Genomic DNA, 19,704 nt, shown 5'->3' on the forward strand with positions numbered 1-19,704 from the left:
TTTGTGTTTTTTGTGTAAAACACACAAATTCTTTCGGATAATTACACATAGAATTGTTTTTTTTTATTGTTTATAATTATAGATGAATTGGAAATAGAATGAAAGTGGGTTGGTTTAAAGTACACGGATAGATGAAAGTGAGTCGGTCTAACGTGCACGGATAAATGAAAGCGTTTGCAGCTTGATTGTTGGCGCAATGATTTTCGGCAATGACGGAATGTAAAAGAAGAATGGAGGGTATTGGATATGAATTTTGATTTGACGGATGAACAACAAATGGTGCGCAAGCTGGTTCGCGATTTTGCAGAAGCGGAAGTGGAGCCGGGTGCGGATGAGCGCGATCGTACAGGGGAATTCCCGAAAGAGATTTTTGAAAAGTTTTCGGAGCTTGGCTTGATGGGGCTACCTTTTCCGGAAGAGTACGGCGGTGGCGGAGCAGATACGACGAGTTTTGCTATCGTCACGGAAGAATTAAGCCGAGTCTGCGCATCGACAGGCATCACGTATTCTGCGCATATTTCACTTGGCGGAGCACCGATTCATTTGTTCGGCACACCGGAGCAGAAAAAGAAATATTTAATGCCGATTTGTACGGGTGAATCGTTCGGGGCGTTTGGATTGACGGAGCCGAATGCGGGGTCGGATGCGGGCGGGACAGAAACGACAGCTGTTCTTGATGGCGATGAGTGGGTCATTAACGGTTCGAAGTGTTTCATTACGAATGCAAGCTATGCGAAACATCTTGCTGTGACGGCAATTACAGACCGCTCAAAAGGAATGAACGGCATTAGCGCATTTATCGTGCCGACCGATGTACCAGGATTTACGGTCATCGCAAACTATGAAAAAATGGGACTTCATTCTTCTAACACGACGGAATTGATTTTGGAAAACGTCCGGGTGCCGAAAGAAAATCTTCTAGGCGAAATTGGAAACGGTTACAAACAGTTTTTGGCGACGCTTGACGGCGGACGGATCGGCATCGGTGCAATGGCTGTTGGCGTAGCGCAAGGAGCGTACGAGAAGGCGTTGAATTACGCGCAGGAGCGAAAGCAGTTCGGCAGAAGCATTTCGAACTTCCAGGCGATTCAGTTCAAACTCGCGGATATGGCAATGAATATCGAGCTGGCACGCAATATGGTGTATAAAGCAGCGTGGCTAAAAGATCAAGGGCGCCCGTTCAAAAAAGAAGCGGCGTTTGCAAAATTATTCGCTTCTGAAATGTGCATGCGTGTCTGTGATCAAGCAGTGCAGGTTCATGGCGGCTACGGCTATATTAAAGAATACCAAGTTGAACGTTTCTTCCGCGATGCGAAACTATTAGAAATCGGTGAAGGTACGTCTGAAGTCCAGCGCATGGTCATTGCAAAACAGATCGGCTGCTGATTTTGAAAGTGTTTTAGTGAATTGACAAAGGGGCGATTGAATGGATATTGAACGAGTTTTACAAGTAGCGGCGAATAGTAAACTTATTTATCCTAGTGAAGAAAAGGCGCGCTCGACTTCGATTGGTAGCGCAGAAGCTTTCCAAGAACTTCTCCGGCAGTCCCAGGAAGATCCTGCTGCATTTTGGGATCAGCAAGCCCGTGAGCTCGAATGGTATGAACCGTGGACAGAGACGATCAGCGGCAAACTCCCTGATTTCAAGTTTTTCGTGAATGGCATTACGAATCCTAGCATCAACTTACTAGACCGGCATATACATAACGGTGCCGGTAACCGGACAGCGCTCATTTGGGAAGGTGAGAACGGCGATTCGAAGTTTTACACGTATTCGATGCTCCTTGCAGAAGTAAACCGTTTTTCTAATGTGCTTCGATCGTTCGGTGTGAAAAAAGGCGATTGTGTCGCGATCTATCTTCCGAATTTGGCGGAAGCCGTCATAGCGGTGCTCGCGTGTTTCCGTGTCGGGGCAATTTACAACGCAGTCTTCTCAGGCTATTCCGAGCGTTCTTTGTCCGACCGATTGGCAAGCTTTGAACCGAAAGTCATTATCACAGCGGATGCGACAATGCGCCGCGGCAAAGAAATTCGCTTGAAAGAAAAAGTCGATCAAGTCGCGCCGTCCACTTCTTCAGTTGAAGCGGTCATCGTCGTCAATCGCATGGGCATCGATATCGACATGCAGAAAGGCCGCGATTACTGGTGGCATGAGCTGACGGAAAAAGCGAGTATCCATTGCGAACCGGAGCGCCTTGAAGCGAATGAAAGCGGGATCGTTTTCTATACGAGTGGCACGACGGGAAAGCCGAAAGGAATCGTACACTCAGGTACGGCATTCGTCGTGCAAAACTATGTCTATGCGAAATACCATCTCGACCATCGCGATGACGACGTATTTTGGTGCACGGCGGATATCGGCTGGCTGACGATGCATATTTGGGGTATCGTCGGAGCCCTTGCGAACGGCGTTACGACAGTCATTTGCGAAGGAGCGATCGATTATCCCGAGAAAACACGTTTTTATAAAATCATTGAAAAATACCGTGTCAATAAATTATTTACCGCTCCGACAGCGCTACGCATGTTGAAAAGCATGGGTCAGGAGCCAATCGAGCAGTTTGACTTGTCATGCCTTGACGTGATCGCACTCGTCGGCGAGCCGTTCGATGCGGAGACGTGGCACTGGACATATGAAGTGCTAGGCAAGAAAAAAGTCTATATTAACAACACTTGGGGGCAGACCGAAACGGCCGGCTCGCCGATTGCAGGAGCAGCATGGCTGACGCCGATGAAACCCGGGTCTTCGGGCACGCAGTTTTTAGGCGCAGTATTCGATGTCGTCAATGAAGCCGGCGAACCTGTGAAAGCCGGGCAGCTTGGCAACTTGATCATTAAAAAGCCATTCCCGATGCTATGCAGGACGATTTGGAGAGAGCCGGAACGTTACTACGCTTCATACTACAGCCAAGTCGACGGTAGCTACTACGCTAGTGATCTCGCACTGATCGACGAAGACGGCTATATTTGGGTAGTCGGCCGTTCAGACGATGCATTCAACGTCGCAGGCCACCGTTTGAGTACGATGGAAATGGAAAGCGCTGTGCTCGAAAGTGCAGGCGTGGCGGAATGCGCGGTCATTGGTGTGCCGGATGAAATTAAAGGAGAAGTGCCTATCGTTTTCGTCCGTCTTTCAGAAAATGTAACAGACGGGGAGGAAGTCGCAGGGCGGATTAAAGAAAACATCATCCGCCAGATCGGAAAAATCGCCCAACCGAAAGAAATCATCATAACGGACTCCCTGCCTAAAACGGTGAGCGGAAAAATAATGCGTCGCCTGATTAAAGAAATCGTTACGACAGGCAGTGTCGCAGGTGATGTGACGGGGCTTGAAGATCCGTCGACTGTTGCGGAACTTCAGAGCGTCATTAAAGCGAAAACTGCGAGCAAATAAATGAACAGTGGAGCCGGTCTTTTTATGGCCGGCCCTCCTTTTCCTAAATGGATGGACACGAAAGCTTGATTACACGATAAATTGAAAGGGTGAATATCATGTTTAAAAAGATTTTGATTGCGAACCGCGGGGAAATAGCGGCCCGTGTCATGCGTACATGCAGGGCTCACGGTATTAAAACAGTTAGTGTCTATTCGGAAGCGGATGCGGAAGCTGTCCACGTCAAACATGCGGATGAAGCATATTTGCTCGGCGGACCGCGCGTAACGGAAAGTTATATGAAAATCGATAAAATTTTAGAAGCGGCGCATCAGTCGAAAGCGGAAGCGATCCATCCAGGCTATGGTCTACTCTCTGAAAACGCTGAATTTGCACGCCGCTGCGAAGAAGAAGGATTCGTGTTCATCGGGCCTTCGCCGGAAGTCATTTCTGAAATGGGCAGCAAAATTGCAGCGCGCAAGGCGATGGAAAAAGCCGGTGTTCCGGTCGTGCCGGGTATCACCCGTGCGCTTGCAGACGCTGAAGAAGCGATCGAAGCGGCGGAAACTATCGGCTATCCGGTTATGCTGAAGGCGTCTGCGGGCGGCGGTGGAATCGGCATGCAAGTCGTCTACAGCGCTGACGAAATTCACAAAGCGTTCGAAGGCAATCAAAAACGAGCAACTGATTTCTTCGGTGATGGCGCGATGTATATTGAAAAATTCGTCGAGAATCCGCGCCATATCGAAATTCAAATCTTAGCGGACAATAGTGGAAATACAGTGTACTTATGGGAGCGCGAGTGCTCAATCCAGCGCCGCCACCAAAAAGTCGTAGAAGAAGCTCCGTCTTCATTCATTTCAGAAGAGACACGAAGAAAAATGGGTGAAGCAGCGGTTAAAGCGGCGAAGTCCATTGGCTATAGAAATGCTGGCACGATCGAGTTTTTAGTCGACGCAGACCAAAACTTCTACTTTCTTGAAATGAATACACGGCTACAAGTTGAGCATCCGATTACAGAAGAAATTACGGGGCTCGACTTAGTGAAAGAGCAGCTTGATATCGCAGCGGGAAAAACACTTACATTTGCGCAGGAAGACGTCAAACGCGACGGACATGCAATTGAAGTACGTATTTACGCTGAAGATCCGAAAACATTTTTCCCTTCACCGGGGACCATCACAAAACTTAAGTTGCCAGAAGGACCGGGCATCCGCCACGAATTGGCAGTACACGGTGAGTCGATTGTCACACCGTTTTATGACCCGATGATTGCGAAACTTGTCGTCAAAGGTAAAGACCGCGACGAAGCGATCGACCGCCTGCAGGAAGCGCTTTCGACCTACCATATCGAAGGCATCAAGACGAATATTCCAATGCTTCAGGAAGTAGCAGCACATGAAGCATTCCGTATTGGGGATACGACAACGGAATTCGTAGAAAAATATTTGACGAAGAAGAAGAAAAAACAAAAACAAACGAAATGACTTTGGGGGGATTACTATGACAGAAATTACTGCAAGCATGGCAGGAAGCGTTTGGAAAGTACTCGTGAAAGCAGGAGATGAAGTAGAAGAAGATCAAGACATCGTCATCTTGGAATCGATGAAAATGGAAATACCGATTGCAACTGATTTTGATGGTGTCGTAAAAGATGTAAAAGTGAACGAAGGCGAATTCGTCAATGAAGGAGACGTCATCGCAGTCATTGAATAATTCCTGTAGAAGGAGATGAAACGATGAAATGGCCTAAAACAATTACGATTAAAGAAGTCGGACCGCGAGACGGGCTGCAGAACGAAAAAATCTTCATTCCGACAAAGGACAAAATCGCCTGGATTAATGAGTTGTCTAAAAGTGGCCTGACTTCGATTGAAGTGACGTCTTTCGTCAATCCGAAATGGATTCCGGCGCTCGCGGACGCAGCTGAAGTAATGGCGGGCATTAATCGGGAGCCGGGCGTCTCTTATTCGGCGCTCGTCCCGAACCGTCAAGGGCTTGAACGGGCTTTTGAAGCACATATCGATGAAGCGGCGGTGTTCATGTCAGCGAGCGAAACGCATAATATGAAAAATATTAATAAAACGATCAAGGAAACACTGCCTGTATTAAAAGAAATTGTCCAAGGCGCGAAAATGGCAAACAAGAAGACGAGAGGCTATGTGTCTACAGTGTTCGGCTGTCCATACGAAGGCGTAGTCGATACGGAAGCGGTCGTCCGCGTGTCGGAGTCGCTGTTTGATATGGGCATTGACGAATTGTCGCTTGGCGATACGATCGGCGTTGCGAATCCTCGGCAAGTCCAGGAAGTGCTTGACGTACTGCTGAAACGTTTTCCGGCAGACAAATTGGCAATGCATTTCCATGACACACGCGGGACAGCTTTAGCGAATGTCCTGGCGTCACTTGATATGGGCATTACGGTGTTCGACAGTTCTGTTGGCGGGCTCGGCGGCTGTCCATACGCACCGGGTGCTTCAGGCAATGTAGCGACAGAAGATTTATTGTATATGCTGCATGGAATGGATATTCATACCGGCGTCGATGGTGAGATAATTTTAGCAGCGTCCGCGTTTATCCAAGAAAAAATCGGCCGGGCGCTTCCAAGTAAGAACTTGCAGGCTACCGGTGCGCATGATAAGTGAAGGACGTGAGTAAATGGGCAATAATGTGGTATTAGAGAAGCGCAACGACGGAATTGCGGTCATTTTATTGAATCGTCCGGACGCGGCGAATGCATTGTCAGTTGAGATGCTGGGCGGGCTTTACAATGCACTGCAGGAATGCCGCTACGACCGGGAAATCCGCGTTGTTATTATAACGGGCGCTGGTGAAAAAGCTTTTTGTGCAGGCGCTGATTTAAAGGAACGCCTAGGAATGAATCCGGTCGAGGTGCGCAAGACGGTTTCGTTGATCCGTCAGACAATTAACGGCATTGAATCATTGCCGCAGCCGGTCATAGCTGCAGTCAACGGCGTTGCGCTCGGCGGCGGGACAGAACTGGCCCTGGCATGCGACATCCGGATTGTAGCGGAGACGGCAAAGTTTGGATTGACGGAAACTTCGCTCGGCATTATTCCGGGAGCTGGCGGAACGCAACGACTGCCGAGATTGATCGGCAAAGGACGTGCGAAAGAGCTTATTTTCACAGCGCGCAAAGTCGAAGCGACAGAAGCATCGGAAATCGGGCTTGCTGAATACATGGTGGCGCCTGATCAGTTGATGGATCAAGCGCTTACTGTCGCGGGACAAATCGCTGCCAACGGTCCGCTCGCTGTCGCGCAGGCGAAGTTCGCAATTGACCACGGCTATGATGTAGAACTGCAGACGGGGCTCGCAATCGAACAAAATGCCTATGAAGTGACGATTCCTTCCAAAGACCGGCTCGAAGGACTGCAGGCATTCAAGGAAAAACGCAAGCCTATATATACTGGCGAATGATGAATGATGATAAGGGAGGCAGGACTATGACAACCGATACGAAATCTTTGCAGCAAGCATTGAATGAAAGAGTTGAGCAGATTAAAAAAGGTGGCGCGCAGAAATACCATGAGAAAAATGCGGAACAAGGGAAAATGTTCGTCCGGGACCGCTTAAGATTATTATTCGATTCGGATCTTGAAATCGAAGACGGCCAATTCGCGAACTGCATGGCGGGCGATCTTCCTGCTGACGGAGTGGTAACAGGCATGGGGAAGATTAACGGCCAAGTTGTTTGCGTCATGGCGAATGATTCCACAATCAAAGCAGGCTCATGGGGCGCGCGAACAGTGGAAAAAATTATCCGAATCCAAGAAACCGCTGAAAAATTGAATGTGCCGCTCGTTTACTTAGTCGATTCTGCGGGTGCACGAATTACGGATCAAGTCGAAATGTTCCCAGGTCGCCGCGGTGCGGGGAAAATTTTTTACAATCAAGTGAAATTATCCGGTCGTATTCCGCAAGTCTGCGTCTTGTTCGGTCCGTCAGCTGCTGGCGGCGCGTATATCCCAGCGTTTTGCGATATCGTCATTATGGTCGACAAAAACGCTTCGATGTACCTTGGATCGCCGCGCATGGCGGAAATGGTCATCGGTGAAAAAGTAACACTTGAAGAAATGGGCGGCGCACGAATGCACTGCTCAATTTCAGGATGCGGCGATGTGCTCGCAAAAAACGAAGAAGACGCAATCGCAGCGGCGCGAAGATATTTATCGTATTTCCCGGCAAACTTCTCGGAAAATCCGCCTGTACGTGATGCAGTGGCGCCGATACAGCTGAATAAGGCACTGGAAGAAATCATTCCGAAAAATGAAAACGCTCCGTTTAATATGCACGACTTGATCAAAGGGATTATCGATGAAGGTTCATTCTTCGAAATTAAGAAGCTATTTGCAGGCGAGCTCATTACTGGTCTTGCGCGCATCGATGGAAAAGCGGTCGGCATTATCGCGAACCAGCCGCGCGTTAAAGGCGGCGTGCTATTCCACGACACTGCTGACAAAGCGGCAAAGTTCATCAACCTTTGCGACGCATTCCATATTCCGCTGCTGTTCTTAGTCGACGTGCCTGGATTCATGATCGGAACAAAAGTAGAACGCGCAGGCATCATCCGCCACGGCGCAAAAATGATTTCTGCGATGTCAGAAGCGACTGTGCCGAAAATTTCCGTCATTGTTCGCAAAGCATACGGCGCAGGTCTGTACGCCATGGCAGGCCCGGCATTTGAACCGGATGCGTGTTTAGCACTGCCATCCGCTTCCATCGCGGTCATGGGGCCTGACGCAGCTGTCAACGCAGTCTACGCAAACAAAATTGCTGCGTTGCCCGAAGAAGAGCGCGCAGCTTATATTGAAGCGAAACGCAGCGAATACAAAGAAGATATCGACATTTACCATTTAGCTTCCGAAATGATTATTGACGGTATCATCCCAGCAGACTCACTGCGCGATGAGCTGATTACGCGCTACGAAGCGTATGCGACGAAATATATCCAGTTTACGGAACGTAAGCATCCAGTTTATCCGGTGTGATGGAAGCAGACAGGTCCCGCGTCACCGAGAGGGACTTTTAATTAACTATTTACGTGTCAGATTCAGCAATTTTCCATTTTGAGAATGGATATACAAAACGTATACACACAGCGCGCAAACAATTGCTACTATTGCATTTTTCATGTCTTTTTGGAACGTAATAAAGTGAAATCTAGATATGATCTAAAGAAGCACGGTAGCATTGTTAAATCAATGTATACCGTGCTATTTGTATGAGACTTCAAATAGCAACATTAAAATTCCAAAGTCTTCCATACGAAAGTCATACAAATTCTTAGCTTATTACCTTTTCTAAATTTAATCGTAATATACTTTGTGAAATGCTGCACTTTGAGAGGAGTGGGGGATAGAAGGCGCACGAGGAAGACATACTCATTACTACTGACAAATCAAAAATGAGAATATATCGCACACTAGCCGTTTTTAATTAATGGGATTAGAATAATTGGATATAAACAGTGAAACATGTTTTGTCCTAAAAGGAATGGAATAAAAAGGAAAAGGAAAAAGATGGGAAGAGTAGTTCACTTTGAAATTCACGTAGACGACATGGAAAGGGCACAAAAGTTTTATGGAGATGTATTCGGATGGACCTTTCAGGACTGGAGTGAGTATGCAGGGATGCCTTATTGTGGAGCAGTGACTGGTGATAGTGAGCTTGGAGTGGATGGAGCATTGATGCAACGTCAAGGTCCGCGTCCAGAACGTAACCAACCATTAAATGGTTATGCTTGTACTATAGGAGTCGATGAGTACGATTCGACTGAAGTGAAAATTCTTGATGGTGGGGGCAGCGTTGCAATACCCAAATATGCGTTGCCAGGAATGGCATGGCAAGGCTATTATTTGGATACCGAGGGTAATATTTTTGGAGTTCATCAACCAGATGAAAATGCAAAATAATAAGGTTGTTTTGTGAGGGATGTAATCTTAAACTAAAGAGACATTTTGTTTTGTAATAATTTTACTAGGTTTGATTATTTTAAAGGAGTGATGCACAATGGCTGTCGATATTTATTTAACGTTTAATGGGAATTGTCGTGAAGCGGTTGAGTTTTATGCAGAAGTTTTTGAAACCGAAAAACCTAACTTTATGACTTTCGGTGAAAAATCTCCAAATCCAGAATACCCTCTTCCAGAAGAAGCAAAAAACTTAATTATGCATACTCGTTTAGCTATTGAAGGAAGCACTGTAATGTTTTCAGATACGTTCCCTGGTTCCCCTTTCACAGTTGGAAACAACATTAGCTTAGCCTACCAATGTGTAGAAGCGGAAAAGTTACAAATGGTTTATGATAAGCTAAAAAAAGAGGGAACCGTTGGGATGGAACTTCAAGAGACTTTCTGGTCAAAACTTTATGGTCAGGTCACTGATAAATTCGATGTAATTTGGCAATTGAGTTTAATCAACGAAGACGAAGTTTCTTAACAGCAAACAATCCAAGTCGTAAGGTTTTAAATCGGCAGACGGCATGGAACCATTAATTAAAAGAGGTGTAGGTATGAGTAAAGTTTCATCTACGACTTTGAACATGATAAGAAATTTTAATGTAGCACCTGAAAAAGTATTTGATGCGTGGCTGAACCCAGAAATGATGAGAAAGTGGTTCTTCACATTGGAAGGGACAAATAAAGTGACACGAAATAATCCCAAAGTAGGCGGTACTTGGGAAATTATTGACCATAGAGGAGGACAAGATTACCGCGCGATTGGGGAATATCTAGAAATTGATCCTCCGAAAAAAGTGATGTTCACTTTTAAAATGCCAGAAATGAGCGATTTAGAAGATACAATTACAGTTGAGCTAAAAGAGCTCGAGCAAGGTTGCAAGATGACATTCACACAATTGATCCATGTTGCTCAAGAAGTGAATTGGACAGAGTCCGAGATCGAAAAAGCACTTACAGAAATGCATGATGGCACTGAAGTTGGCTGGAATTATATGTTTATGGGATTGAAGGAATTAGTGGAAACAGGTAGAGTTAGCTATACAGGGTAAAAAAGTTTAAACAAAGAGAGGAAAGTAGAATATGAAGGACGTTAAACCATTTTTAATGTTTCAGGGCGGAACCGCAGAAGAAGCTATGAAATATTACATCTCACTCATCGAAGACTCAGAAATTAAAAGCATTACGCGGTACGGGGCTGAAGGACCTGGTGAAGAAGGTACAGTGGTACAAGCGGTATTCTCGTTAAAAGGACAAGAGTTCAAGTGTATCGACAGCCATATTGATCACGAGTTTACATTTACTCCATCTTTTTCTATTTATCTAACGTGTGATACTGAAGAGGAAATTGACAGTCTTTATGAAAAAATGATGCAAAACGGTACAGCTCTCATGCCTTTAGATAACTATGGATTCAGTAAAAAATTCGGATGGCTGAATGACCAGTTCGGCATTTCTTGGCAGTTGAACTTACCAGAGTAATGTAGATGCAAAAAAAATCGAGATATTTTACCATCGGATGCCTAACTGAAAGCATGAGCGCATTTTTAAAATTTTACAGACAAAATAATAAATAGTAAAATGCTGATCCCATTTATATTTAATAAATGGGATCAGCATTTTTGAATTGGCGGTATTATTAGAACCTCATGAAATTTGTTCCATTTTCCGGATTTTTTCCACGATGATGATTCCTAGAAGAAGATATTTAGGCATATTTAGCGGAATGAATACATTAGTAATCAACATATATTTATTGATATTCGATAAATTTGGTGTTAAAGTGAAATTTATAATATTGAAGCTAAGAGAGGTGCTTTTCATGAAACGAGGAACAACACTATTTTTAAAGATAGCTGTCATTTTAATTGGTATTCCAGTTCTTGCTGTGTGCATATTTTTGTTGCCGCAGTTAGCTATTGAGGCAAAAGAAGCTACGGAAAGAGGTTGGGATTTTGCTTATGCAATATATAGTATTTTAGTAGTCATCTATATTTCGGTGATTCCATTTTATTTTGCCTTGTACCAAACCTTTAACCTATTAAACTTTATCGACGGAAATCAAGCGTTCTCTGAGTTGTCTGTAAGGGCGTTAAAGAAAATCAAATACTGTGCGATTATAATTAGCGGCTTATATGTAGTAGCCCTTCCATTCGTCTTTATCATGGCAGAGATAGACGACGCCCCAGGTCTGGTAATAGTCGGAATGATTCCTATTTTTGCTTCCATGGTGATCGCGGTCTTTGCTGCTGTTCTCCAAAGGCTTTTAAGAGAAGCAATCGATATAAAAGAGGAAAATGATTTAATAGTCTGAGCAGAGGTGAATAACATGGTAATTATCATCAATATTGATGTGATGTTAGCCAAAAGGAAAATGAGTGTTACGGAACTATCCGAGCGAGTTGGGATTACAATGGCGAACATCTCCATACTGAAAAATGGAAAGGCGAAGGCGATTCGACTATCGACTTTAGATGCGATTTGTAAGGCTTTAGAGTGTCAGCCTGGGGATATATTAGAATACCAAGTAGAAGAAGACACGGAAAATCCAGCAGAGTAGAAAACGAGTCAATGCAACTGTAAGGCATTTCATTCAACACGATATAATAAAAAAAATATAAATATAGAGCATTTCCTCAAGGACTGGAATGCTCTATATTTTTGTCTAAACTAAAATAAATATATTTACCTGTTGGGGATCCTTTTTCAAACTATAATTCTAGGTAGAGAAAAAAGAGTAATCGCGATATGATAAGGATAGCTCAAACTTTATTATTTTTAGTATAAAGTTTGTTATTCGTACAGATCAACGCGTTGTCAGATGTTAAGGGGGAAATAGTTTGGATATTTATCAGGAATTTTCAGCCCGACATTTTGGGGCTTATTTAGATTCGGAAGAGTTTTTGGATTATATGTTGCGTCAGTGGTTGCTTAAAGGACGGCATTTGGATGTTTGTCATGTCATCGACCATCCTTCGTTTACAAAAGTGATGAATGCATGTAGGAATGATGAACGGTACGCATTACTCGTAGAACTGTCAGACTTGTATGAGAGTGAAATTACACTAGCGAGTCAATACAATGAAACATTACTAGCGTTGGCTTATGGTGAAGATTTCGATCCGTTTGAGCTGGATCAGGATACTAGGGCCAAAGGGGATTGGCGATACCATCTTTGGTTCTATTTCTTTAATAACGAAGGACATGTGGCGGAATCCTGGCAACTATTCAATACAAAAATTTATTCGCTATGTGCCACGTTAAATAACGCGCGTGCCGATCATATGCAGACGCTAGCTAGGTACTTTAATGAACTAAGTGTACTAATGGATAAAACGCGCGATCCGGATATTTTAGAGAGTGTGACGAAAAAGACCATCATGAATCTGTATGATTTGTTTTTACAAGTGGCTTATAATGATACAATGATCGACTTTGCAACGAAGCGAAGTTTTTGTGAACGCTTGATTCATATGATGAAATATAAAGAGATGCATAGGGTTGGTCTGGAATTCTATATCACATTCAATGATCTATTCGATTTGAATGATATTCCCACTGTCATTAGCTTGGTGAATCTATCTAAGTCTGCATATGATTATCATGCAGTGCATGTTCTGCATGGTGATATTCAAGCAATTCAATATCGCATCGAGAAATATAAAGGGGATATCGTTTCGCAATTAACGAAAATTTCCGAGTACATATTACGAATGAAGAATGTTATCGAAGAGCAACATGGTGGAAAGATTCATGAAGACTCCTTTATACAAGCTGATTTCAACTTTTTCTTTTATGAATGTGGAATTGAAGAAATGTGTACAGCTAATTTCTCTGAGTTGCCGTTTGAAGATCAAGATAGTATAGTAAGAAATTTATTGAACGCAATGATTTGCTTTTATAAAGCGGATAAAACATTAACATCAGAAGAAGGCAAGGTAAAAGAACCAGCATTGAACTTATTGATTGGCTGGGAATTGGGTAATGAAGGTATGAAGTTGAGAAACCGTGTTCTCTCTTTGGTACCTGATGTAGGAATCGAATACCGCGAAATCATGACTTCAGATGCATTGATTCAATTAGATGAATGTCTGACAGAGTTCTACTTGCATGACCTATCTCCAAAAGTAGAAGCAATCATACAAAAATCTGAGCAATATGATCTAGAACCAATCGACCCTAAACAGGCGTTGACGCTGCTGGAAGAGACCTTTACATCACTTCATCACCATAGTGCGCTAATTTTCGGTGAGGAAGAAAAAGAACGCTTTGAAAAGTCGGCCAAACAATTACCTCGCTTGTTAAAATCTAATGAAGTGAAACGACTCTTAACGATTGCTGAAGTGAAATGGCAGGAATTAGAAAATGCCAATAAGCCAGAAAGTCAACAGTCCAGTCAAAAAGCCGCTTTTCTTATAGCGGATTATGTAAAGGCAGTGGAAGAGTACCTCAGTCATATCTTAGTTAGTAAAAGAGTAACCAAACAGACGATGCCTTTAATAGATGTGGCGATGCCTGAATCAGGACTAACTTCTGTCGAAATTGGCAGTGAAGAGTACTATCACTACGCCACTCTTGGTAGTTTCTATCATTATCTTAGCGCAAATGGTACTAGTCTACTGAAAAGAAATGTAGATAAAGTACAGGTTGTAGAGTACCTGACACATTGGGTGAACAGTATTCGCACATCTTCGTTTGATCAAAAGAATGAGTTGAAAATCGAAACAGCACAAGTCTTACGAAGAGAAACCATTGTCTTACTAAGACGTTTGGTTGCAGACTTGGCGGATTAATCATCAAGCTGTAAACAAATGAGATACTTAAATAGAGTCAGTTTCTATTTACCTTGAGAGTTATCAAATTTATTTAACTTAGGCTATTAAATAAGGAAATGGCGAGATGAAGGTCGTTGAATTAGTAGTTATTGCAGTGCGAAAGTTTTAAAAATGAAAGAACACACAAAACCTCATTGGTTTTGTGTGTTCTTTCTATTGTACTTCTAAATAGGCATTTCGGATCGTCAAATATTGACCATTCGATATATTGATAGATGTTTCACCTTCCACTACGTCACTTATGAGAAGATCCATCATATCTTGCCGGCTATTTTTGCTGATTTCATAAAATCCTATATCGCTTTGATCATCTACCAATAATGTATAGGAACCAGCTGGTAGATCTGTACCCACTTTGTATTGGCCATCCTTATATATTCCATTAGCGGGTTTTATACTAGGTGCGAAAGCTACGGGATACATTTCTCCACCTTTTAAAGTAAAGTTTTCTCCTTCGCGTAATGTGACATACGTGTGGGAATGTCCATCCAATGCAACGTTAAATACAATACTGTCAGGATTTCCTGATTGATCTTTTGTATTTTCCAGAAGCGTAAGACCATTTGAGAAAACTAAATATTCTCCCGGTTTGATGTCAGTTCCCACCAGATATGTGCCACCATTTATGGAAGCCGAAGTTGACGGAGCAGTTTGTTTTTCTGGTTTAGCTGGCTTGGGTACGGTTGTTGACGGCTGTGTCGAAGATGCATCTGAAACGGTGTTGGGTGGTTCTGTAGCCGGTTTCGTTGATGGTTCTTTTATTGCTTTTTCAGGTTCTCTTACATCTTTTTCGGTTTCATTCATTTTAGGCTGTTCTTTCTCGGGGTATTCTGTGAGTGTTGTTTTAGTAGTTGGTTCCGTTGTTGTATCCTGTATCAATGTTTCTGATGATGCTGGCTTGTCTGTTGTAGTTTCGGGTGTTTCTTTGTTGCTCGCAATGGCAATAATTAGCGCTATTAGCAATATGATTGCACTAGCTACGGTCCACCGCAATTGTTTTTTGTTCATATAGTATGTAACCTCACTTTTTTCATTATATCTATATGATACATGATAGTACTTTACAGAATCTACCTATTAGCTTTCTTGTTATATAGGAAATTTGATTGTTTATCAGTTGAGCTATACATAATAAAGTGTATAGTTGCTATTGTTTAGTTTTATTTTCTTTAAGTAGTATATTACTTTGCAAATGACTATTCACGTGCTAAACTACAAGTACAACTCAATAGACTTTGACTTTTTGTCAAAGGGGAGTAGCTATAGGGAAACCTATTTCACAATCGTCAGTACATGGTTTACTACCATCGGTTGTGATAGCAAAATTTTGCTTAGCGAGACCTTTGCCTTTTATTAGGCAATGGTCTTTTTTTGTTGGCAAAAATTAGAGGAGGAAAATGAATGGAAGCAATTTTATTGGAGTATGCATGGGTTTTGTTAGTATTGATCGCGTTGGAAGGATTATTAGCTGCAGATAACGCGGTAGTCATGGCGGTTATGGTTAAACACTTGCCGAGGATGCAACAAAAGAAAGCGTTGTTCTATGGATTAATCGGGGCATTTGTATTCCGGTTTGCCGCGCTGTTCATGATCACATTGTTAGTTAATGTATGGCAGATCCAAGCACTTGGGGCGGCGTACTTATTGTTTATCGCAATCAAACATATTTACGATCAGAAAAAAGGAAAAGAGCATTCCATCGAACCGGAAGCAACTAAGGGTTCTGGTTTTTGGATGACTGTATTGAAAGTAGAATTAGCGGATATTGCTTTTGCGGTGGATTCAATGCTCGCTGCAGTGGCGTTGGCCATCACATTGCCTCCATTAGGAGATATGGTGATAGGTGGAATTAACGGAGGCCAGTTTAGCGTCATGCTGGCGGGCGGATTAGTCGGGCTCGTAATTATGCGATTCGCTGCTCATAAGTTCGTCCAGTTGCTAGCTAATTATCCGCAATTAGAGACAACGGCTTTCGTTATTGTCGGATGGGTGGGAGTCAAGTTGACCGTCCTAACGTTAGCGCATGAAAAATTAGGATTCTTACCATTAGATTTTCCACACTCCACTGAATGGAAATTAATTTTCTGGGGAGTTTTAGTGGCAATTGTAGTGATAGGTGCCTTAATAAGTATTAAGGAAAAACGAGCTCTGAAAAAATAACGTCAAGTTCTGACAATATATTACGTATCCACGATAAATAAGCGATTTCGCGAATAAGACAAGAATCTCCCATTAAAATAGATGGGAGATTTTTTTATGTGATATTCTTTAGTAGACAGTTTATATATTAATTAACACGAAAATATGAATAGTATGTACAAAAAAGTGTAGACTTTCTAATCGAAAGGGGGTTCCTCTAACTATTGATAACATTCAAATTCCAAGAACATTTACCCTCCGTACCAATTCCTGAGCTTGAAGATACGAAAAGGAAACTGCTGGAGGCGATTGAACCATTAATTAGTAAAGAAGAATTCGAAGAGACAAAGAAAGTTGTTCAACAGTTTTTTGAAGAAAGCGGAGAAGCGCAACTACTTCAAGAAAAGCTTCAGATGTGGCAAGAAGATATCGCAGGCAGTTGGCTAAAACCATTTTGGGATAATGTCTATCTGACATCCCGCGATTCTTTACATACAGGTAGTAATTTTAATGTTTTACTCGACAATCAGCAATATCCACTGCGGACAATTGCAGAGTTAGCTGGTAAAGTGAGTCGATCGGTAGCGAAGTTTTATCATACGATCATTGATGAAAAAGCCGTCCCTGAAATGTCGCGGGGAATGCCGCTCGACATGAGTCAGTTTCCTAACTTCTTCCGATCGGTTCGAATTCCTAAAATTCACCGGGATGGTCATTACATCGCGGAATACTCGAAAGTGGAAAATCATATTAGCTTGTTGACTAATGGTAATATCTACTCCATTCCTGTCACCAATCAACGAGGTATAATGTATTCCAGTGAGGCATTGTCGAGTGTAATTGAATCGATTCTTTCATTGAGGGAGCCAGCGGGAAAAAACGTAGGGATTTTCACTACTACAAATAGAAATAAAGCAGCGGATATTTATCAACAACTTTCAGTAACTACAGTCAATGCCGAAAATCTACAAAGCATAGCGGATTCCCTAGTCGTCCTATCCATAGATAAAGAAAGTACAAATTCCGATGAAGCAATACAAAATTTATTACTGGGCGGCAAAAATAAATACTTTGATAAGACATTGCAAATCGTCATTACTAAAACGGGCGAGGTTGGATATAGTGTGGAACATACGGGGGTGGATGGAACTACGAGTTTCGCTGTAATACAATATGTACAAGACCAGCTCACTTCAACGGATACAGAAAATATCGAAACGAAAGAGCAGCCTGTAGCAGAAAAGTTGAATTGGATGCTATCGGCTGAATTATTGAATGAGTTCAGAAAATTGGAAATAGAAAATGAAAAAACCGTTCAAAATTATTTTATTCATGTACAAAATTTTGATACGTTTGGTACCGATGAAATAAAACAACTTGGATTCAGTCCGGATTCATTTTTCCATATGGCGCTGCAAGTTGCTCAATATAAAACATTCGCTACGATGCGCAGCACATATGAAGCGGTGTCGATGCGCTTATTCAAGGAAGGAAGAACGGAATGCATACGTCCTTCAAGCACAGAAAATCTGGCATTGGCTAAAGGGATAGTAGAGGATCTACTAGAACCCGCGATAGTATATCAATTAATGCACCATGCAAGTACTGCACATTCTGCTCGTTTAAAAGAAGCACGAAAAGGGTTTGGTGTGGAAAGACATCTATTTGGATTACAAGAAATATTTTCACAGTTTGAAGATGAGCTTGAGATAGAAAAATCACCTGCACTATTTTCTGATCCTGGCTATTTAAAAATGCGTCATGATTTTATTTCTACTAGTAATATGACACATCCCGAAGTAAAAAGTTGTATGTTTGGACCAGTAGTAGAAGATGGTTATGGAATTTTTTATGTCCTACTGAAGAATCGATTGATAATAAACTATTCTAGTTTTAGCCGGAATGAACAGGATGCTAAGCTCCTCGTAAGAAACCTTGATGGGTCACTGAAAGAATTGAGAGATATCGCATTAGCTGTCAAGTAAGGCATGTACAATGGAGAGTGAAATAATGAAAGCTGTAGAACTATATTTAGCGAATTACTTCCATGGAATTGAACTGGCACCCGCTTTATTTTATGAAACTAATAAAGCTATACGCTTTGAAATTTCAGAGTTTATTGCACATGATGAACCGGATTTTTTAAAACAAGCATTTTACCGCTCCATTACTCTATTCGAGGCGGTATTTGGAGACGAGGATGACATCATACTAGTCACTGATGTTCATACAAACAATGATTTCCTACGTGCAAAACCGTTACATGTCTATTCCAAATATGTAAAACGAAAAGATTTGTTATATAAATTGCGGTTTTCGACGGTTCCTAATCTCTATGGCGATGAGGAAGAACTTGTAACGCATCGTTTTTCGCTTTCTTGTAAGAAACGGGATGTTCGGTATAAGCAATTGCTGAAAGCGATTTGTTATGAAGATTTCGCCGATCCGACAACGATTTTAAAACATAATCCTGAAAGTAGTTATGATATATTCTTTATTAATCAATCGATGAATATCATTTATCACCTATATGATGATCGCGGGTGTGATATCATAGCGTCTGACAGGGAATCCATTCGATTTCTCTACGAACAATATACTGACTGGATTCTTGATTATGATAAGCAGGAAGTGGATAAAGACTTTTCGTTAAATAATTAAAGCTAAACTCTATTCCTAGAAGGGTAGATTTCAGCTTTTAGTAAAAGAAAAGAAATCAGCAATCTGGTTGAATTAATGGTATACTTGCCAAGTATAATTTACAGGCGAGTAGGTGAAAGATGTGATAGAAGTAAAACTTTCTCCAATTGGCGAAGGGGAATTCAATAGAGGCGTATTCGCAACATGCGATATTAAAAAAGGACAGCTGGTACATGAGGCGCCAGTTATTCCCTATCCAAATGAGCAACATCAACATATTGAAAAAACCGTTCTAGCTGACTATGCTTTCGAATATGGAGAAAACCATACGGCTGTCCTGCTTGGCTACGGAATGTTATTTAATCATTCCTATGAACCAAATGCGACCTATGATATTAATTTTGATCATCATACATTTGATTTCTTTGCCTACAAAGATATTAAAGCTGGAGAAGAGATTTTGATCAATTATAATGGTGATGTGGATGATGATGAGCAATTATGGTTTAATGACGATTATAATGGCACAGCTAACGATTAATCATAAGCATGAGAACACTTTGAATCAGTTTATGGATTAAAGTGATTCTCATTCCTATCATGTCCTAGTAGCTCAGCTGGATAGAGCAACGCCCTCCTAAGGCGTAGGTCGGGGGTTCGAATCCCTTCTAGGACGTCATCAAGCCAGTTGAGAAGAAGGTTAGAATTTTAAAAAGCGCTACACATGTTGTACAAA

General features: G+C 42.3%; 19 protein-coding genes and 1 tRNA gene. 19 read left to right on the forward strand and 1 reads right to left on the reverse strand.

Features of this window, described 5'->3' with window-relative positions:
- Nucleotides 1-246: 246 nt before the first annotated feature.
- From CSV67_RS00930 to CSV67_RS00995, 14 genes are all read left to right on the forward strand, one after another.
- Complete coding sequence (locus tag CSV67_RS00930) at nucleotides 247-1,386, forward strand: acyl-CoA dehydrogenase (protein WP_099629753.1); 1,140 nt, start codon at nucleotides 247-249, stop codon at nucleotides 1,384-1,386.
- Between the two features lie 40 nt (nucleotides 1,387-1,426).
- Nucleotides 1,427-3,394, forward strand: coding sequence for an acetate--CoA ligase (locus CSV67_RS00935; RefSeq protein WP_099629754.1), 1,968 nt, complete (start codon nucleotides 1,427-1,429; stop codon nucleotides 3,392-3,394).
- Between the two features lie 98 nt (nucleotides 3,395-3,492).
- Complete coding sequence (locus CSV67_RS00940) at nucleotides 3,493-4,860, forward strand: acetyl-CoA carboxylase biotin carboxylase subunit (protein WP_099629755.1); 1,368 nt, start codon at nucleotides 3,493-3,495, stop codon at nucleotides 4,858-4,860.
- Between the two features lie 16 nt (nucleotides 4,861-4,876).
- On the forward strand, nucleotides 4,877-5,089 hold the full coding sequence (locus CSV67_RS00945; RefSeq protein ID WP_099629756.1) for an acetyl-CoA carboxylase biotin carboxyl carrier protein subunit: 213 nt from the start codon (nucleotides 4,877-4,879) through the stop codon (nucleotides 5,087-5,089).
- A gap of 23 nt (nucleotides 5,090-5,112) precedes the next feature.
- Nucleotides 5,113-6,018 carry a hydroxymethylglutaryl-CoA lyase gene (locus CSV67_RS00950; protein ID WP_099629757.1) on the forward strand — a complete coding sequence of 302 codons (906 nt, stop codon included), beginning with the start codon at nucleotides 5,113-5,115 and terminating at the stop codon, nucleotides 6,016-6,018.
- Between the two features lie 13 nt (nucleotides 6,019-6,031).
- Nucleotides 6,032-6,814, forward strand: a complete 783-nt coding sequence (locus CSV67_RS00955) for an enoyl-CoA hydratase (protein WP_099629758.1) — start codon at nucleotides 6,032-6,034, stop codon at nucleotides 6,812-6,814.
- Nucleotides 6,815-6,840: 26 nt separating this feature from the next.
- Nucleotides 6,841-8,385: an acyl-CoA carboxylase subunit beta gene (locus tag CSV67_RS00960; protein ID WP_099629759.1), complete on the forward strand. Its 1,545-nt coding sequence runs from the start codon at nucleotides 6,841-6,843 to the stop codon at nucleotides 8,383-8,385.
- A gap of 531 nt (nucleotides 8,386-8,916) precedes the next feature.
- Nucleotides 8,917-9,309 (forward strand): VOC family protein, encoded by a 393-nt coding sequence (locus CSV67_RS00965; RefSeq protein WP_099629760.1) that lies wholly within the window; start codon nucleotides 8,917-8,919, stop codon nucleotides 9,307-9,309.
- A gap of 97 nt (nucleotides 9,310-9,406) precedes the next feature.
- The gene (locus tag CSV67_RS00970; protein ID WP_099629761.1) at nucleotides 9,407-9,835 is read left to right on the forward strand and encodes a VOC family protein; all 429 of its coding nucleotides are present in this window, start codon (nucleotides 9,407-9,409) and stop codon (nucleotides 9,833-9,835) included.
- A 73-nt stretch (nucleotides 9,836-9,908) separates the two neighbouring features.
- Nucleotides 9,909-10,406: an SRPBCC family protein gene (locus tag CSV67_RS00975; RefSeq protein ID WP_099629762.1), complete on the forward strand. Its 498-nt coding sequence runs from the start codon at nucleotides 9,909-9,911 to the stop codon at nucleotides 10,404-10,406.
- Nucleotides 10,407-10,437: 31 nt separating this feature from the next.
- A complete protein-coding gene (locus CSV67_RS00980; protein ID WP_099629763.1) occupies nucleotides 10,438-10,836 on the forward strand; it encodes a VOC family protein in 399 nt (132 codons plus the stop codon).
- A 340-nt stretch (nucleotides 10,837-11,176) separates the two neighbouring features.
- The gene (locus tag CSV67_RS00985; protein ID WP_099630008.1) at nucleotides 11,177-11,668 is read left to right on the forward strand and encodes a DUF2975 domain-containing protein; all 492 of its coding nucleotides are present in this window, start codon (nucleotides 11,177-11,179) and stop codon (nucleotides 11,666-11,668) included.
- A 15-nt stretch (nucleotides 11,669-11,683) separates the two neighbouring features.
- Nucleotides 11,684-11,914, forward strand: coding sequence for a helix-turn-helix domain-containing protein (locus tag CSV67_RS00990; protein WP_099629764.1), 231 nt, complete (start codon nucleotides 11,684-11,686; stop codon nucleotides 11,912-11,914).
- Between the two features lie 280 nt (nucleotides 11,915-12,194).
- Nucleotides 12,195-14,147, forward strand: a complete 1,953-nt coding sequence (locus CSV67_RS00995) for a hypothetical protein (protein WP_099629765.1) — start codon at nucleotides 12,195-12,197, stop codon at nucleotides 14,145-14,147.
- Nucleotides 14,148-14,342: 195 nt separating this feature from the next.
- On the opposite strand, the gene CSV67_RS01000 is transcribed toward CSV67_RS00995, so the two are convergent.
- A complete protein-coding gene (locus CSV67_RS01000; RefSeq protein WP_099629766.1) occupies nucleotides 14,343-15,197 on the reverse strand; it encodes a hypothetical protein in 855 nt (284 codons plus the stop codon).
- Between the two features lie 393 nt (nucleotides 15,198-15,590).
- Between CSV67_RS01000 and CSV67_RS01005 the strand changes: the two genes are divergently transcribed.
- The 5 genes from CSV67_RS01005 (at nucleotide 15,591) to CSV67_RS01025 (ending at nucleotide 19,644) form a co-directional block, all read left to right on the forward strand.
- Nucleotides 15,591-16,349: a TerC family protein gene (locus CSV67_RS01005; RefSeq protein ID WP_099629767.1), complete on the forward strand. Its 759-nt coding sequence runs from the start codon at nucleotides 15,591-15,593 to the stop codon at nucleotides 16,347-16,349.
- 203 nt (nucleotides 16,350-16,552) lie between these two features.
- Nucleotides 16,553-18,313, forward strand: a complete 1,761-nt coding sequence (locus tag CSV67_RS01010; protein ID WP_099629768.1) for a choline/carnitine O-acyltransferase — start codon at nucleotides 16,553-16,555, stop codon at nucleotides 18,311-18,313.
- Between the two features lie 25 nt (nucleotides 18,314-18,338).
- Complete coding sequence (locus CSV67_RS01015; protein WP_233192515.1) at nucleotides 18,339-18,989, forward strand: DUF3885 domain-containing protein; 651 nt, start codon at nucleotides 18,339-18,341, stop codon at nucleotides 18,987-18,989.
- Between the two features lie 121 nt (nucleotides 18,990-19,110).
- Nucleotides 19,111-19,509 carry an SET domain-containing protein gene (locus CSV67_RS01020; protein WP_099629770.1) on the forward strand — a complete coding sequence of 133 codons (399 nt, stop codon included), beginning with the start codon at nucleotides 19,111-19,113 and terminating at the stop codon, nucleotides 19,507-19,509.
- A gap of 61 nt (nucleotides 19,510-19,570) precedes the next feature.
- A tRNA-Arg gene (locus CSV67_RS01025) sits at nucleotides 19,571-19,644 on the forward strand.
- The last annotated feature ends 60 nt before the right edge of the window (nucleotides 19,645-19,704 follow it).

The organism is Sporosarcina sp. P2, assembly GCF_002743255.1.
Taxonomy (GTDB): Bacteria; Bacillota; Bacilli; order Bacillales_A; family Planococcaceae; genus Sporosarcina.

What these genes read in the sequence shown, in the direction of transcription:
- CSV67_RS00940 (WP_099629755.1), top strand. Translation starts at nt 3,493, where the DNA reads ATGTTTAAAAAGATTTTGATTGCGAACCGCGGGGAAATAGCGGCCCGT.
- CSV67_RS00985 (WP_099630008.1), top strand. Translation starts at nt 11,177, where the DNA reads ATGAAACGAGGAACAACACTATTTTTAAAGATAGCTGTCATTTTAATT.
- CSV67_RS00990 (WP_099629764.1), top strand. Translation starts at nt 11,684, where the DNA reads ATGGTAATTATCATCAATATTGATGTGATGTTAGCCAAAAGGAAAATG.
- CSV67_RS00960 (WP_099629759.1), top strand. Translation starts at nt 6,841, where the DNA reads ATGACAACCGATACGAAATCTTTGCAGCAAGCATTGAATGAAAGAGTT.
- CSV67_RS00950 (WP_099629757.1), top strand. Translation starts at nt 5,113, where the DNA reads ATGAAATGGCCTAAAACAATTACGATTAAAGAAGTCGGACCGCGAGAC.
- CSV67_RS00930 (WP_099629753.1), top strand. Translation starts at nt 247, where the DNA reads ATGAATTTTGATTTGACGGATGAACAACAAATGGTGCGCAAGCTGGTT.
- CSV67_RS00980 (WP_099629763.1), top strand. Translation starts at nt 10,438, where the DNA reads ATGAAGGACGTTAAACCATTTTTAATGTTTCAGGGCGGAACCGCAGAA.
- CSV67_RS00970 (WP_099629761.1), top strand. Translation starts at nt 9,407, where the DNA reads ATGGCTGTCGATATTTATTTAACGTTTAATGGGAATTGTCGTGAAGCG.
- CSV67_RS01000 (WP_099629766.1), bottom strand. Translation starts at nt 15,197, where the DNA reads ATGAACAAAAAACAATTGCGGTGGACCGTAGCTAGTGCAATCATATTG.
- CSV67_RS00935 (WP_099629754.1), top strand. Translation starts at nt 1,427, where the DNA reads ATGGATATTGAACGAGTTTTACAAGTAGCGGCGAATAGTAAACTTATT.
- CSV67_RS00965 (WP_099629760.1), top strand. Translation starts at nt 8,917, where the DNA reads ATGGGAAGAGTAGTTCACTTTGAAATTCACGTAGACGACATGGAAAGG.
- CSV67_RS00975 (WP_099629762.1), top strand. Translation starts at nt 9,909, where the DNA reads ATGAGTAAAGTTTCATCTACGACTTTGAACATGATAAGAAATTTTAAT.
- CSV67_RS01015 (WP_233192515.1), top strand. Translation starts at nt 18,339, where the DNA reads ATGAAAGCTGTAGAACTATATTTAGCGAATTACTTCCATGGAATTGAA.
- CSV67_RS00945 (WP_099629756.1), top strand. Translation starts at nt 4,877, where the DNA reads ATGACAGAAATTACTGCAAGCATGGCAGGAAGCGTTTGGAAAGTACTC.
- CSV67_RS01005 (WP_099629767.1), top strand. Translation starts at nt 15,591, where the DNA reads ATGGAAGCAATTTTATTGGAGTATGCATGGGTTTTGTTAGTATTGATC.
- CSV67_RS00955 (WP_099629758.1), top strand. Translation starts at nt 6,032, where the DNA reads ATGGGCAATAATGTGGTATTAGAGAAGCGCAACGACGGAATTGCGGTC.